The organism is Microbacterium sp. P5_E9 (assembly GCF_054049175.1).
The window spans coordinates 16,833-32,233 of the sequence record NZ_JBFUMV010000024.1; the positions used below are offsets into that span (position 1 = coordinate 16,833).

General features: G+C 65.1%; 11 protein-coding genes. 2 read left to right on the forward strand and 9 right to left on the reverse strand.

Annotated features, from left to right (window positions below):
* Positions 1 to 74 precede the first annotated feature (74 nt).
* The 7 genes from ACXJ3V_RS19445 to uxaC all read right to left on the reverse strand — a co-directional run bounded on the left by ACXJ3V_RS19445 (position 75) and on the right by uxaC (position 9,669).
* On the reverse strand, positions 75 to 1,529 hold the full coding sequence (locus ACXJ3V_RS19445) for a family 43 glycosylhydrolase (protein WP_457102000.1): 1,455 nt from the start codon (positions 1,527 to 1,529) through the stop codon (positions 75 to 77).
* A complete protein-coding gene (locus ACXJ3V_RS19450) occupies positions 1,526 to 2,356 on the reverse strand; it encodes an ATP-binding cassette domain-containing protein (RefSeq protein ID WP_457102001.1) in 831 nt (276 codons plus the stop codon). The genes ACXJ3V_RS19445 and ACXJ3V_RS19450 overlap by 4 nt, the downstream gene beginning before the upstream one ends.
* Complete coding sequence (locus ACXJ3V_RS19455; protein ID WP_457102002.1) at positions 2,353 to 4,110, reverse strand: dipeptide/oligopeptide/nickel ABC transporter permease/ATP-binding protein; 1,758 nt, start codon at positions 4,108 to 4,110, stop codon at positions 2,353 to 2,355. The genes ACXJ3V_RS19450 and ACXJ3V_RS19455 overlap by 4 nt, the downstream gene beginning before the upstream one ends.
* A 122-nt stretch (positions 4,111 to 4,232) precedes the next feature.
* Positions 4,233 to 5,174, reverse strand: a complete 942-nt coding sequence (locus ACXJ3V_RS19460; RefSeq protein ID WP_457102003.1) for an ABC transporter permease — start codon at positions 5,172 to 5,174, stop codon at positions 4,233 to 4,235.
* Between the two features lie 49 nt (positions 5,175 to 5,223).
* On the reverse strand, positions 5,224 to 6,567 hold the full coding sequence (locus ACXJ3V_RS19465) for an ABC transporter substrate-binding protein (protein ID WP_457102004.1): 1,344 nt from the start codon (positions 6,565 to 6,567) through the stop codon (positions 5,224 to 5,226).
* Positions 6,568 to 6,898: 331 nt separating this feature from the next.
* The gene (locus ACXJ3V_RS19470) at positions 6,899 to 8,278 is read right to left on the reverse strand and encodes a mannitol dehydrogenase family protein (RefSeq protein ID WP_457102005.1); all 1,380 of its coding nucleotides are present in this window, start codon (positions 8,276 to 8,278) and stop codon (positions 6,899 to 6,901) included.
* Complete coding sequence (uxaC, locus tag ACXJ3V_RS19475) at positions 8,275 to 9,669, reverse strand: glucuronate isomerase (protein WP_457102006.1); 1,395 nt, start codon at positions 9,667 to 9,669, stop codon at positions 8,275 to 8,277. Before uxaC ends, ACXJ3V_RS19470 begins: the two co-directional genes overlap by 4 nt.
* A 186-nt stretch (positions 9,670 to 9,855) precedes the next feature.
* On the opposite strand from uxaC, the gene manD reads away from it, so the two are divergent.
* Both manD and ACXJ3V_RS19485 read left to right on the forward strand, forming a co-directional pair.
* Positions 9,856 to 11,094, forward strand: a complete 1,239-nt coding sequence (gene manD, locus ACXJ3V_RS19480) for a D-mannonate dehydratase ManD (RefSeq protein ID WP_457102007.1) — start codon at positions 9,856 to 9,858, stop codon at positions 11,092 to 11,094.
* Positions 11,095 to 11,131: 37 nt separating this feature from the next.
* Positions 11,132 to 12,145 carry an SDR family NAD(P)-dependent oxidoreductase gene (locus ACXJ3V_RS19485; RefSeq protein WP_457102008.1) on the forward strand — a complete coding sequence of 338 codons (1,014 nt, stop codon included), beginning with the start codon at positions 11,132 to 11,134 and terminating at the stop codon, positions 12,143 to 12,145.
* Between the two features lie 100 nt (positions 12,146 to 12,245).
* Here ACXJ3V_RS19485 and ACXJ3V_RS19490 read toward each other — a convergent pair whose 3' ends face one another.
* Together ACXJ3V_RS19490 and ACXJ3V_RS19495 are read right to left on the reverse strand one after the other, a co-directional pair.
* Positions 12,246 to 12,626, reverse strand: a complete 381-nt coding sequence (locus ACXJ3V_RS19490; RefSeq protein WP_457102009.1) for a hypothetical protein — start codon at positions 12,624 to 12,626, stop codon at positions 12,246 to 12,248.
* Positions 12,627 to 12,730: 104 nt separating this feature from the next.
* Complete coding sequence (locus ACXJ3V_RS19495) at positions 12,731 to 15,400, reverse strand: family 78 glycoside hydrolase catalytic domain (protein WP_457102010.1); 2,670 nt, start codon at positions 15,398 to 15,400, stop codon at positions 12,731 to 12,733.
* Between the last annotated feature and the right edge of the window lies 1 nt (position 15,401).

Here is a 15,401-nt window from a genome sequence, read left to right on the forward strand (position 1 = left end):
TTGCGGCCTTTCTGTTTCAGCATCTTGTGCGTTCGACCTGGCGGAGCTCGTGCGGTCCTGGGTCGCGAAGCTGGCTACGGCGACGAATAGGCGAACGCCGTGACCACGGCGTCCGACCCGAGCGCTTCCACACCGACGACGCGACCCGTGAATCCACCGGCGACTTCGGTGGAGAGGTATCGGCCGTCGAAGGAGGCGAGTTCGAGGAAGTGTCCCGAGCGCATCACTCCCAGCATCAGCCGGTCGGGGCCCTGCCTCTGCCCCGGTAGACCTCCGGAGGGCACGGCCCGCACCATCAGCTCGGCGTCTTTCCCGAGGTCGGATCGCCGCGCCAGCCTCTGATCCGCGGGACCGATCACCACTCGCGCGGTGACGACCTCGCCAACTCGTTCCACCATCGCCTGGTGCTCATCGTCGATGCGGACTGTCATCGAGAGGTCACCCGCCCCGCGTACGGTCGCCGTCCATTCGTGATCGGTCACCCGCACTGCCAGCAGCCGGTTCGCGGTTGCGCTGTCGGGTGTTCGGCCGGCGCTGAGGCGAAGTCCCGACTCCGACGGCACCGCGAACGTCGTCGGGTCAGCGCCAGGCGCGATCCATCGTGGGTGCAGGAATGGTTCGGTGAACGCCTCGGAGAAGTCGGACCGAGGGTGCACCGCCGAGTACCGCTCTTCGACGATCACGGGCCAGTCTTCCACCCAGTCCACGCCCGTCAGGAATGTCTCTCGACCGTTGGTGTGCCACTTCGGGAACGATCCCCGTGGGCGAGTACCCAGGTGCACCATGCCCCACGACCCATCCGCGAGCTCGAGCATGTCAGCGTGACCGGTCGATTGCACCGGATCCGTGGTGCTGCGATGAGTGAGGATCGGGTTCGCTGGGTTTGATTCAAAAGGGCCGGAGATGGCGCGTGAACGCGCAATCGTAACCATATGTCCGGCGGCGGTTCCGCCCTCAGCAACCAGGAGGTACCACCAGTCATTGCGCCGGAACAGGTGGGGTCCTTCGGCGTGTGCGCCACCGGTTCCTCGCCATATCTCCTGAGCCGTAGTGAGGAGGCTTCCAGTGAAGGGATCGACCTGCACCTGGGAGATTCCGCCGCGCACGACGTCCGACCAAGTGAGGTAGCACGAGCCCTCCTCGTCCCAGCTGAGGTCGGGATCGATTCCAATCAACCCGGAGGTGTAGACGGGATCACTCCAGGGGCCGGACGGGTCAGACGCGTGCACAATGAGATGACCGTCCCTGATGTCGTGAAGGTTCGTGGTCGTCATCCAGAACCGCCCATCGTGGTGGCGAACCGTGGGGGCGTAGATGCCCCCGCTGGCGTTGTCGATCCCCTTACGCACGTTCAGCTGCGAGGGGCGGGTGAGGACGTTGCCGAGCTGACGCCAAGAGATGAAGTCGCGGCTGACGAAGATCGGAACGCCAGGGAAGTACTCGAAGGTGGATGTGACGAGGAAGTACTCGTCCCCCACACGGCAGATAGATGGGTCCGGATGGAATCCGGGAAGCGCCAGAGTTGTCACGAGGCCTCACCTGCGAGGACGTTCCTCCTCTGCTCCCGACGTTCCCGCTGCGCGCGCGGGTCCGCGACCGGAGCCGCCAGGAGCAGCTTCTGCGTGTAGGAATGAGAGGGACTCGAGGTGACGACCGGAGTGTCGCCGGATTCGACGATGTCACCCCGGTATAGGACGGCGACCCGGTGGCTGAGATGGCGGATCACCGAGAGGTCGTGGGAGATGAAGAGATACGCCACACCGGTGGCGCGCTGGATGTCGACGAACAGCTCCATCACCTTCGCCTGTGTCGAGAGGTCCAGCGCAGATACCGGTTCGTCGCAGACGATCAGCTTCGGTTGCGGGGCAAGTGCCCGCGCAATGGCCACGCGCTGACGTTGACCGCCGGAGAACTCGCGCGGAAACCGGTCAACGGAGTCCGCAGGCAGACCGACCTGGTCGAGCAGGCTGCGGACGCGGGATCTGGCGTCCTTGGCGGTGGAGCCCTGCACGACGAGGGGCTCGGCAAGGATGTCGCCGATCGTCATCGACGGGTTGAGCGATGTGTAGGGGTCCTGGAAGACGACCTGGATGTGGTCGGCCAAAGCACGACGAGCCTTGCCTTGGAGGCCGGAGATCTCATCCCCGTCGAAGCGGATGGACCCGCCAGACGGCTTTACGAGACCCAGCACGGCACGGCCGATCGTCGTCTTGCCAGACCCGGACTCGCCGACGAGTCCGACGGTCTCGCCGGACGCGACATCGATGCTCACCCCGTGCAGCACCTCGACGGGCTTGGCGCGGAAGCCCCGGCCGGCGAACGCGACGCGCAGGTCGCGGATCTCGAGCAGGCTCACTTCGCACCTCCATTGTTGATCGCCGGAACCGGCGGATCGGTGCGCACTGTGCTTTCGTCGAGAATCGCTCCGAGCAGCATCTTCGTGTACTCATGCTGGGGCGCGGTGAAGATCGCGTCGACATCTCCCTGTTCGACGATCTCGCCGTACTGCATCACCGCGATCTGATCGCACACGTCCGCGACGACTCCGAAGTTGTGAGTGACRAGCAGCACCGCCATGTTGAGTTCCGCCTGCAGGTCGCGCAGCAGGTCGAGGATCTCGGCCTGAACGGTCACGTCGAGTGCCGTGGTCGGTTCATCCGCGATGAGCAGCTTCGGTCGACTGGCGACCGCGCCGGCAATGAGCACGCGCTGCGCCATCCCGCCCGAGATCTGATGCGGGTAGGAATCGAAGGTTCTCTCGGGGTCATTGATACCCACTCGCTTCAAGAGGGCCAGAACGCGTTGCTTGGCCTCCTTCTTCGAGATTCCCAGTGCGGCTCGAACACCTTCCACGAGCTGCGCCCCGACCTTGAACGACGGGTCGAGGTTCGACATCGGCTCCTGCGGAATATAGGCGATCTCCTTGCCGCGCAGTGGTCGCATCTGCCTGTCAGTGAGGCCGATCAGCTCCTTGCCGTCGAACAGGATGGATCCGCGCACGATCACCGCTTCGTTGGGGAGCACGCCGAGAGTCGCGAAGGCGGTCTGCGATTTGCCGGATCCCGACTCGCCGACCAATCCCGTGACCTTTCCTCGGGGCACGCTCAGGGAGACGCCTCTCACGACCTCATTCAGGCGACCATCCGGACGTGGATATGCGATTGCAAGGTCGCGGATATCGAGCAGTGAGCGGGCGCCTCGGTCGGCGTCGCCGATGTCGTCGCTGGCGACTCGCTGACCCGCACCGACTTTGAACGGCTTGGGCTTTGACCCCTCGAGTGCATCGCGGAGCGAGTTGCCCAGCAGCACGAGTGAGGCGGTGATCACGCCGAGGCTGAGGCTCGGCCAAAGGAACTGCGTGGGCGCGATGTAGAGATTCCGGAAGCCCGATGCAATCATGGCGCCGAAGCTCGGCACCTCCAGTGAGCCGACACCGAGAAACGCGAGGCCGGATTGCACAGCGATGGCTGAGCCGAAGAGGAATGCCGTGGCGATGATGATGGGTCCGCGAACCACAAACAGGACGTGTCGTGCGAGGATGCGGAGGTTTCCGAGACCGGCCACGCGCGCGGCATCGACGTAGAGTTCGTTCTTCACGCCCAGCACGAGGTTACGCACGATCCGATAAACGCCGGGAGCGAGAAGAACTCCGAAAATCAGCATCGTCGCGCGATAGTCGCCCTTTGTTACGGGCATCAGGATGATGAGCAGCAACAGGCCCGGGAAGGTCATGATGAGGCTGAAGATCCACTCGGTGCTGGCCTGTGTGACGCGGCCGAAATAGCCGCCGACGAGCCCAGCCGTCACGCCTATGAGAAGCGCGACACTAGTGCCGATGAGACCGGCGATCACCGCTGTCTGAGTGGAATAGATAAGCCGGCTGAGGATGTCGCGGCCAGACTCGTCACCGCCGAGAGGGAATCCTGGAGTACCGACCGGAGCGTTGATGAGTGCCAGGTCGGATTCGTTCGGTCCGTGTGGCGCGAGGAACGTTGCAAGGAGGGCGATGAGCAGGGTCAACGCGAGAATGCCGATGGTGACCACGGCCTGCGGATCTTTCAGCAGCTTGCGCCACAGCGGGGTTCGACTTGACCGTGCGGCGGCAGCCACTGTTTGGAGAAGCTCGGTGCTGGGAGTCCTCACGGTCTTGGTGACGGCGTCGACGCCTTCTGACGTGGATGTCTCTGCCGGCTGGTCGGTGCCGGGGTTGATCGAGGGATCAATGGGCAGGGTCATCGGACTCTCGCTTTCGGGTTGAGCCAGCCGTTGGCCACGTCAGTGGAGAGGTTCACTACGATCACCAGCAGCACGCCGAACGCGGTGATGCCGAGGATGACCGGGATGTCGCCTTGCAGGGAGGCGTTGAACGCGTAGCTTCCGTAGCCCGGGAGCGCGAAGACGTTCTCGATGATCAGTGCGGCGCCGAACATCTGGATGAATTCCAGCGACAGGACAGTCAGCGCGGGGCTCCCGGCGTTGCGGAGGGCGTGTTTGAGGACGATCGCATTGGAGGAGACCCCTCGAGTGCGGAGGGTGCGAACGTAATCCTTGCGGAGCTCGTCGATCATCCGTCCGCGAACCTGGGCGGCCATATTGGCTATGCCGCCGATCATCAGCACAATGACCGGAATGGTGATGCTTCTGACCCACGCGGCAGGGTCCTCGGCGAGGGGTGTGAAGCCGGTGGCCGGCAGCCACCCCAGTCGAATCGCGAATACCCAGACCAGCGCGATGGCCAGCAGCAGCCCGGGAATCAGGTACCCGAATAGGGACACGCCCTGCGCGATGCGGTCGACCGCGCCGCCTCGAGAGGCTGCCCAGACGCCAAGGGTGGTGCCGATGATCAGGGTGAGGAACAGGGCGGGGATGATGATCGAAAGCGTTACCGCGAGACGTTGCAGAACTGAGGGCAGAACCGGAAGCGACGTGTAGACCGAGACTCCGAAGTCTCCTTGTATCGCGTGGAGGAGCCAGTCGATGTACTGCACGATGACCGGGCGGTCCCAGCCCTCTGCCGCCATCACTCCGGCGATAGTCTCCGGGTTCGCCGACGGGCCGAGAATTGTGCTGGCCACGTCTTCGAACGACGTGCTGAGCAGAAGATAGGTGATGAAGGTGACCAGCACGGCGAGGATGATGCCGGCACCCAGCCGCTTGGCGATGTAGGGGATCATCTCTTTTTCCAATCCAGATGGGGGCGGGCTTTCGCCCGCCCCCTCAGGGTCAGCCGCCGAACGTGAACGTTCGGATGGTGGACGGTGCGCCGCCGTAGTTGACGATCTTGATGCCGTCAGTGGATGCCCAGGTGGTCCCGAGGAAGACGACCGGTGCCTCGAATGCCTGGTCCACCGCGTATTCGTTGAGTTCCTTATACGTCGGCACCGCGGCCTCGAAGTCGACGGTGGAGTTGATGGTTCCGAACAGCTCGTCGAGGGTGTCGTCGGTGTAGTGCTGCGGGTTGCGGTCACCGTTGATGCTGTAGTGAGTGAATGCATCGGCGGGGTCCGAGTTGAAGCCCGTGATCTGGAACGTCAGTCCGAACTCGCCCGACTGCAGAGCCGACTGCGCCTGCTGCGGCGGCACGGCCACCCACTCCAACTTGAGACCGATGTCGTCGAACGCCTGCGACAGCGTCGGCTCGATCGACGTGGTGAGGAACGTGCTCGGGATCCGGAAGGTCTCCCCGGCGAACCCAGCGTCCTCCACGAGCTTCTTGCCCTTCTTGACGTCGTAGGAATACGTGTCATTCAAAGACTCGTCGTAGACCTCGCCAGCCGGGTTGAAGACCTGCTCTGTGACCATTCCATTACCCGCGTAGAGGCCCTTGAGGATGCCCTCGCGATCGAGCGCGTAGTTGATGGCCTGACGAACCCGCTGGTCGCCCAATGCCGGGAACTTGTCTCCAGCGCGATCGAGGATGTCGATATAGGCGACAGCCTGCGCACCGATCTTCGAGAGAGTGAACTTGTTCGGGTCGAGCTGTCCCTCAACCTGGCTCTGAACGGTGGCTGCGTTGATCTCACCGGCCTGCAGTGCGTTGAACGACGCGGTGGGGTCCTGCAGGACGCGAACTGTGAGGGTGGGGAACGGATAGGCGTCGGCGTTCCAATAGTCCTCGCGCTTCTTGAGCACGTATGAGGTGCCGGGCACTGTGGCAGCAACGTCCAGTGTGTACGGCCCCGAACCAACGGGATTGGTGGCGATGGCGGGGTCGTCGAGCGAGCGCGCATCTCCGATCGCCCCGGTGCCCAAGGCGAGCAGCCAGGGGAACTGCGGGTCGAACGCAGTGAACGACACCTTGACGGTCAGATCGTCGACAGCGGTCACGTCAGAAACGAGACCGTACCGCGGCTGCACGATGCCGGGAGTGTTCTTGCTTCGCAGCATGGTCGCGACGACGTCATCCGCCGTGACGGGTGCCCCATCGCTGAAGGTCATCCCCTCGTGCAGCTTGAGGGTCAGTTCCGTTCCGTCCTCGTTGTACTCCCAGCTGGTGGCGGCATTGGGGATGAGTTCTCCCGTCGAGCTGTCGCGGGCGAGCAGGGTGTCGTATATCGAGGACCACACGTACATCTGCTGTCCGTCCACCAGCTGCGCGGGGTCCAGAGAGTTCGGTGCGGAGACAGCTGCGATCGCGAGGTCGGGCGCAGGGCCAACGTTTGCTGCGGGAGACGCTGAACTCGTCGAGGACGAATCCGGCGCGCTGCAGGCGGAGAAAATCATTGCCCCTGCGACCAGCGCCGTGGCAGCGGCTAGGCCGCGGAAGCGGAATCGGGAAGTCGACATCGTTTCATACTCCTTTGGATGAGGGAAGCGGAGGCAACCGCTTGCTGTGGTCTGCCTGTGGTTCCGCTATCGCCAAGTAAATCAGCTCAGCGATCATTTGACAACCGATTGCCTAAATTCGGTCCAAAATGTTCGTACTGCGTCGTGATGAGAGCGTGGTCACGAGTTCGAGCACCCGCGACACGAAGCCTGGGTCTGCTGCCAGCACTTCTCCTAGCTGCCCGATGGAGCTCGCCACTGACCCGTGAGCCACAGGTTCGACCGCCCCGCCGGGGATGAGGCCCGTCGCCTGCGCGACGATCCATGAAGCGACGGCGAGGGCGCACCCACGCGCATCGCGACCGTTCGCCAAGGTGATCTCGGCGACAGGTGCGACTCTCAGCCGGACCTTGGTGCTCGAGTCCTGCACGATCTGACTCAGCAGATGCTCGATGCGCGGATTGGCGAACCTGGATAAGAGGGCGGCCCTGTATGCAGGCACGCCAAGGCCAGCTGGGAGCGCGGCTTCAGCATCATTCCAGAACTCCTCGACGGCCGACCGGCACACGGGATCTTTGATCGCGTCGGCCACGGTGGCGTGCCCGCGGAGCAGTCCCAGGCATGCCAAGAGCGTGTGCGCTCCGTTGAGGAGCCAGAGCTTGCGGGCCTCCCAAGGTTCGAGGTCATCGACGAATCGGGCGCCGGCACTCTCCCATGCTGGTCGACCGGCGGGGAAGCTGCCGCTGATGACCCAGTCGCGGAACGGTTCGGCAACGACCGGGGCGAGGTCGCCATACGTGGCGCGCAGAACCTCCTCCTGGTGGCTGGAGATCCTGGGGGTGATGCGATCCACCGAGCTGGACACGAATGACACGTTGTCCTCGATCCAAACGACCAGATCAGCCGCGGCGCCTGCTGCCCATTCCGTCAGACCGTGGCGGAGACGCCCGCCGTTGTCCGGCAGGTTGTCGCAGGAGAGGACCGCCAGCGGGCCGCCGCCTGCGCGCCTGCGGGACTCCAGCCCGAGAAGCAGCCGACCGGGCGCCGTCACGGGGCGCGCCGCCGCAAGTTCCAGACGACCGTCTGCAACTGAGCGCAACTCATCGCGATCACGCGCCACGCGCGGATCGTCGAAGTCCGGCTCGCCGTCCGAAGTGAGGCAGTAGCCGAGCTCGGTGATCGTCAGAGTGATAATCGCCGTCTCGGGCGCGGTCAGGTCCGTCATCAAGGAAGGGATGTCGTCACCTCGCTGGGCGCGAGAGATGCTGGTGATGACCTCATGCCTGTCGCCCTGATCGTCTCGCTCGATGAGGGTGTAGAGCCCGTCCTGGGCAGTGAGGCGATCGGAGAGCTCTCGGCTCCGGCCGGTGTATGCGGCGATCCCCCAGTGATCCGAGTCCGGGCTGGAATGCGTGTACCACGCAGTGTGTGATCTCGAGAAGGCTCCCAGCCCGAGGTGGACGATGCGAACGGGCGGGGCGGGGACCGCGCGATGCAGCGGAGAAGCGTTCATAGTTTGAACACCCGCTTGGGCTGGGCGCCGACCGAATCGACGATGATCCGCTCCGCATCGCGCGCATTCAGGCGGCCCTCCGCCACCAGCCTGGCAAGGAACGCCGCATCGGCTCGCCGAGCTGTGTCGTGACGAGCGGGGATGGACAGAAACGCTCGCGTATCGTCGATGAATCCCGACCCGCGTGAGAAGCCTGCGGTTTCAGTCACGGCGGAGCGGAACCGTGCGATGGCATCGGGAGCGTCGAGGAACCACCACGGCGCGCCGATGAATACCGAAGGGTAGAACCCGGCCAGCGGAGCGATCTCCCTCGAATAGACCGTCTCATCCACGGCGAAGAGCACCAGGTGGAAGTCCCTCTCGAGACCGAAGCGTTCCAGCAGCGGCCGGAGTCCGCGCACGAAGTCTGTCGCGACCGGAATGTCGTGCCCCGTGTCGGCCCCGAATTGGCGGTGCACTGCAGAACTGTGATTGCGCAGCACGCCGGCGTGCACCGTCATCACCAGCCCGTCGGACACGCTCATCCGGGCCATCTGAAACAGCATGTGCGCGCGAAAAGTCGAGCGCTCCGCGGCCGAGGCCGAGCCGTCGATGACGGCAGCGAAGAGCGATTGCGCATCAACGGAGTCCATGTCGACCGTAACGGGCTGCTCCACGCCGTGGTCGGCGGAGACCGCTCCGTGAGCCACGAAATACGCCCGCCGATCCTCCAATGCACGAAGATATCCATCGAACGTGGTGCGCTCCCCCGTAAACCCGAGGAGGGCTTCCACCCGCTGACCGAAGCCCTCCACGCCCGGATCGAGATAGCGGTCGGGTCGGAAGGTAGGGAGCACGCGCCCGGGGAGAAGGCCGCGCAGCGCGGCGTGGGCGGACAGATCGTCAAGAGGATCGTCCGTAGTCGCCAGGACCTCGATCTGGAACCGCTCGAACAGAGCACGTGGTCGGAAACCGGGCGATTCCAACTGCGTGGCGATCTTGTCGTAGAAGTGATCTGCCGTGTCGCCGTTGAGCTCCGCGTCGATTCCGAGAACCTGGGTGAACTCCTCCTCGAGCCAATAGCCCGACGCCGTCCCCGCGAAAAGGTGCCAATGCGACGCGAGGATCCGCCACACCTCGCGCGGGTCAGCAGCGTGGCCCGCGAGCCCGAGCTGTGCGTAGTCCACCCCCGCGGCGTGCAGCATGCGAGTGACGTAGTGGTCGTGCGTGACCAGGAGTGCAGTGGGGTTCTCGAATGACGTGTCATCGCGAAGCCACTCGACCGGCACATGACCGTGCGGAGAGACGATGGGCGCGGTGGCAACCGCCTCATAGAGCTGCCTTGCGATCTCGCGGGTTCGCGGGTCGGCGGGCAGCAGCCGATCTGGGTCACGACGTTGGGGGGAAGACATTCCCTCATGATCCAAGTTCTGACATGGCTTGTCAATCGGTTGCAGCCTGCAACCAATACACCATCCACCTCGCTTGGATAGATGTCGTGCAACCGCTTGCCAACATGTTTCGTTTCTGGTTGACTGGGCCAGCCCGCATCGCCGCGCAATCAGGCGCCGCGGCTGTCCCCKACCGGAAGGCCCCCGATGCTCATCGACAAAGCAGAAGTCATTGTGACGAGTCCCGACCGCAACTTCGTGACGCTGAAGCTCACCACCGACGATGGGCTCACGGGTCTCGGCGACGCGACGCTGAACGGTCGCGAGCTCGCGGTCGTCGCCTACCTCACGGAGCATGTCGTGCCGCTGCTGATCGGGGCGGATGCGTCCAGGATCGAGGACACCTGGCAGTTCCTGTACCGCTCGGCGTACTGGCGGCGCGGTCCGGTGACGATGGCGGCGATCGCGTCGGTGGACATGGCGCTGTGGGACATCAAGGGCAAGGCGGCCGGGATGCCGGTGTACCAGCTGCTCGGTGGCGCGAGCCGGAACGGGCTGATGGCGTACGGTCACGCGTCAGGCAAGGAGCTGCCCGAGCTGTTCGATTCGATTCGCGCGCATCAGGAGCAGGGATACAAGGCGATCCGGGTGCAGACCGGGGTGCCGACCCTGAAGGCGATCTACGGCATCGCTGCCCAGGGCGCGGATGTCGGGGATGCGACGGTCCGGTACGACCACGAGCCGGCCCGTCGCGGTGCGAAACCCGTTGAGGAGGACTGGGACACCCGCGCGTACCTCAACCACCTGCCGGGTGTCTTCGAGGCCGTCCGCCACGAGTTCGGCCCCGACATCCCCCTGCTGCACGACGGGCACCACCGGATGACGCCCATCCAGGCCGCCCGGCTTGGCAAGGACCTCGAGCCGTACGACCTGTTCTGGCTCGAAGACTGCACCCCCGCGGAGAACCAGGAAGCGCTCCGACTGGTCCGCCAGCACACCACCACCCCGCTCGCGATCGGCGAGATCTTCAACACGATCTGGGACTTCAAGGACATCATCCGCGACCAGCTCATCGACTACGTCCGCGGTGCGGTCACCCACATGGGCGGGATCACCGCGCTCAAGAAGACGCTCGATTACGCCGCGATGTACCAGATCAAGTCCGGCATGCACGGGCCGACCGACATCTCGCCGGTCGGCATGGCGGCAGCGATGCACCTCGGGCTCGCCATCCACAACTTCGGCATCCAGGAGTACATGAAGCACGGCTCGAAGACCGACCAGGTCTTCGAGCAGTCCTTCACCTGGACCGACGGCTACCTGCACCCGGGCGACAAGCCCGGACTCGGCGTCGAGCTGAACACCGACGAGGCGGGAAAGTACCCGTACGAGCAGGCCTACCTTCCCTACAACCGACTGCTCGACGGCACCGTCCATGACTGGTGATCTGCCAGCCGCTCCCCCACCGAAAGATGCACACCCTATGACGAAGAATGCTCCATTGACCGCCGCTTCCTCCATCGGCGACTGGCTCGATCATCCGAAGGGCGGCCCGCTCGTTCGAGGGCTGCTGGAGAAGACCGGAGCTCAGGAAGAGATGCTCGCGCCGCTACGCGGGCTGCCGCTGCAGCAGCTCGTCGCCGCGAGCGCTGGGCAGATTCCCCAGTCCGTGGTCGAAGAGCTCGTCCTGGCCGCAAACGACGGTGTGATGCCCGCCGAGGGCGCCCCCGAGGGCTGGGTGGAACGACCTCACACGGGTCGCTTCGCAGGCAAGACGATCGCAGTGACCGGGGCAGCCTCGGGCATCGGGCGCGCAACCGCTTCGCGCATTGCGCGGGAGGGTGGGCGCGTGATCGCCGTCGACGTCTCCCAGGAACGTCTCGACGATCTGCGAGCAACACACCAGGATTTCGACATCGTGACCGTGCGTGCCGACATCACGGTGCAGGAGGATGTTGACGCCATCATCGCCGCCGCGGGTGGTCGGATCGACGCTCTGGCGAACGTCGCCGGCATCAATGACGACTTCTCGCCCGCGCACGAGACGAGTGACGCGGTGTGGGACCGGGTCCTCGCGATCAACCTCACGGGAGCGTTCAAGGTGCTCCGGGCGGTGCTCCCCGCCATGATCGATGCCGGATCCGGCTCGATAGTGAATGTCGCGAGCGAAGCGGCGTTGCGAGGCAACTCATCGGGGAACGCGTACACCGTCTCCAAACACGGCATCATCGGCCTGACAAAGTCGGCTGCATTCATGTACGGCCCGAAGGGCATCCGCGTCAACGCGGTGGCACCGGGTGGTGTTGCGACCGGCATCCCGATGCCGCCGCACATGTCGGAGCAGGGCTCCGCGCGCCTGCAACCTTTCCAAGCGATGATCCCGACGATTGCGACGGCCGAGCAACTCGCCGCATCCATCACATTTCTGCTGTCCGATGAGGGCGTGAACATCAACGGAGCGGTCCTTGCTTCCGATGGCGGCTGGTCGGTGCAGTAGCCCAACCAGTTCTGACAGAGCCCTCGCGACCCGGATCCCACGGTCGCGGGGGCTCGGTCATCCGACGGCGGTCACCCTCTCAGGTCGGACTGAAGCGGACTCAGAGCACGCCCTCCGGCAGCGACGGGACCTCCGCGGGATGCGGGGTCGGCTTCGGAATCAGCGCCGCGATGATCACGCAGGCCGCCGCGGCGAGCAGACCGCAAACGAGCGCCGATTGGAAGCCCGCATCGCTCGGCACGAGCAACAGGATGATCGGCGCGTTCCACCCCCACTGAGCGCCCTTGGATATCGCAAGGAGCACTCCCGTGGGTCCAACCGCGAGCCCGAGCGCAGCGACCAGGTCGAGCCGACCGCCGGTGCGCAGCGTGCCGTGGGGATCACGGCGGCGAACAATCCCAACGAGAGCGCCGAGATCGCGGCTGCGACCCAGAAGAGGGCGTGCGTGCCAGTCGAGGTACTCGGTGACGAGGGCGTCCACTGGCAATCCCAGCGCAGCCACCCACGCCGAGCGTCGCACTGACGAGAGCGATCGCTGATCCGAGGCGGCGAACGGGGACGGTGTCGCCTTCGGCTTGGTCGGGGTCAGCGCCCGCGCAGCGTGCTTTGACCCACGGGGACAGGCTCGCTACGGCCAGACGGAAACACGACGGTCCCTGCGCTGCCAGATGGGACGACCACGGTGACCTCCAGCTCATCCCCGATGAGTTTCCACTCCGCCTCGATGCGCCCGTGGGGACCATCGTGGTGACCTCGCGCCCACGTGAGCGCGCCGCCGGGCACTGGTGCCACCTCGAATGACTCCCACGCCACCGATCCTGGCTCCTGCCGCAAGCCCAGAACGTGAGTGTGGAGGAACCGAATGACAGCGCCCTTGCTGTAGTGATTGAGCGACTCGTGGGCGCGCCCCTGCTCGTCGATGCCCTCCCACTCCTCCCAGATGGTGGTGGCACCGCGGTCGAGCATATACAGCCATGACGGCGCGGAGCGCTGGAACAGGAGCTCGTAGGCGACGTCGGCGAATCCCGTGTCGGCGAGCACCGGCAGCAGGTGCCCCGTGGAGAGGAACCCGGTCCCCAGGTGGGTGCCGGCCTCCCGGATGAGCTCGACGAGCCGGGCCGCTGCCGCTCCGCGAACGCTGTCGGGCACAAGGCCGAACGCGATCGCACGGACGTAGGCCGCCTGAGTATCGACAACCGTGCGACCGTCGGCGCGCACGAATTCGGTTCGCCAGGCGCTGAGGATGCGCGCCGCCAGATCGTCGTAGCGATCGCGGTCGCCCACGCGTCCGAGAATCCGCGCGATGCGCGCGAGAGTGAGGGTCGAGCGATACAGGTAGGCCGTTCCGACTTCGCCCTTGTCTGCGGTGAACCACGCCATGGGGTTGTGGTGTACAGGATTGATCGAATTGCCGTCGGCGTCCTTCTGCTTCGGCTCGATCCATTCGCCCCAGTGAAACGACCCGTCCCAGAGGAATTCTTCGTGGGGAAGGGGTTCCGGAGATCGCTGCCGGCGCGAAGGATGCCGGGCGGTCCGAGCCGTGGACAGCGCCCACTCGACCCAGCGCGTCATCGCGTCCCAGTTCTCGGCGAGCACTTCGATGTCGCCGTACGACTCGTACATCTCCCACGGCACCGCGACGATGGCGTCGCCCCACCCGGCGGAACCCGTCATCTGAGCGAACTGGTCGTCGAGCTTGAGCTTGATCCTTCGCCCGTCCGGCGCGAAGTTGGCCACGCGACCGTCGGGCAGTTGATCGTCGCGTACCGACCGCAGCCACTTCCTGGAGAAGCCGAGAACGTCGTAAAGTCGCGTCGCGGTCGGCGCGAACACCTGATAGTCCCCCGTCCACGCGAGCCGCTCCCGTGTCGGGCAGTCCGTCGGAACGTCGACGGCGTTGCCGCGAAAGCTCCAGTCGGCGACTCTATGGAGCCGGTTGAGATCGTCATCGCTGCAGGCGAAGCCGCCGACCGGACGGAGATCGGTATGGACGACCTGCATCGACACCGTCGAAGGATCGAACCGGGCTCCGTCGCGGGTGATCCGCACGAACTGGAAACCGTGGATGGTGTGTCGCGGTTCGAAGTGTCTGCCGCTGTCCCCGTCGGAGACCACCTCGTCGCGCTGGACGAATTCCTTGGTGGGCTCCCCGGGACGCGTGGAATCGAGGTGCGTTGTTGAGAGGTCGCCGTCGGATGCCAGGAACTCGCCATGATCGATGACCGTCCGGGTGTCGGCGGGGCCGAGATCGGTCATTCGAATCCACCCGGACGCGTTCTGACCGAAATCCAATACCCACACACCGTCACGGAGCTTTCGCGAGGACACGGGGGCGCGTGTCTCGACAACGCGGACGGGTGGAGCGGGTGACCATGAGACGGCGGGCGCGTCGACGACGCCGACTCGTGCGCGGTGTTCTTGCGCCGGCGGTGCCGTGAGGTCAAGCGTTGCGCCGCCCATCAGACTGGCTCTGGTCAACGTGCTACGGCCGCTCGTCCACGTGCCGTCGGTTCGCACAATCTGCCGTTCGCCACTCACAAGCGTGATGTGCAGCTCCGCCCTCACGCCGGTGCGCTCACCCCAGCCGGCCGGCACACGATACGCGCCAACCTCGCCGCGAAACCACCCGTCGGAGAGCAGCAGCTCCAATCGATTCGTGCCGCGAACAAGGGCGTCACCGACGTCATATGCCTGCGCATAGAGGGTGCGGTCGTAGGACGACGATCCCGGGGCGAGTTCCGTCGTTCCCGCCCGTTTGCCGTTGATGCGTGCGTCGTAGAGACCGAGGGCGGTGGCGTAGAGGCGAGCGGATACTGCGCCGTCGCCCGGCAGGTCGAAATCTGCGGTCAGCACATAACCAGGGCGTTGACCTTGACCGGCGGCTACATCCTCAATCGGTGATATCCACTCCGCTCGCCAGTCCTGATCGAGCAGCCCCACCTCGAACTCGTGAAGATCGGACCACTCCGACACGTCTGCTGTCCCGGAGACCCGCACTCTCCACTGCACGCGCTGCCCGCTCCGCAGCGGCGCCCACGGCCACTCAAGGAACAGGTGCTGGCCACCACTCGCAGACACACTGGGCTGTGCCGCATCGTCCACCACGGCCTCAAGGGTGTACGAGCTCTGCCTTCCGATACTCTCCGGCACTTGAAACGACAGCCGCGGATGGCTGCCGCTGACGATGAACGCGTCACCACCGGCGTCGATCTGCAGCGCCCGGGGCCTGCGTGGCGTAGCAGTCGGTGTCACCACA

Coding starts and splice junctions, on each gene's coding strand:
- manD (WP_457102007.1), top strand. CDS start 9,856: ATGCTCATCGACAAAGCAGAAGTCATTGTGACGAGTCCCGACCGCAAC.
- ACXJ3V_RS19485 (WP_457102008.1), top strand. CDS start 11,132: ATGACGAAGAATGCTCCATTGACCGCCGCTTCCTCCATCGGCGACTGG.
- ACXJ3V_RS19470 (WP_457102005.1), bottom strand. CDS start 8,278: ATGAACGCTTCTCCGCTGCATCGCGCGGTCCCCGCCCCGCCCGTTCGC.
- ACXJ3V_RS19460 (WP_457102003.1), bottom strand. CDS start 5,174: ATGATCCCCTACATCGCCAAGCGGCTGGGTGCCGGCATCATCCTCGCC.
- uxaC (WP_457102006.1), bottom strand. CDS start 9,669: ATGTCTTCCCCCCAACGTCGTGACCCAGATCGGCTGCTGCCCGCCGAC.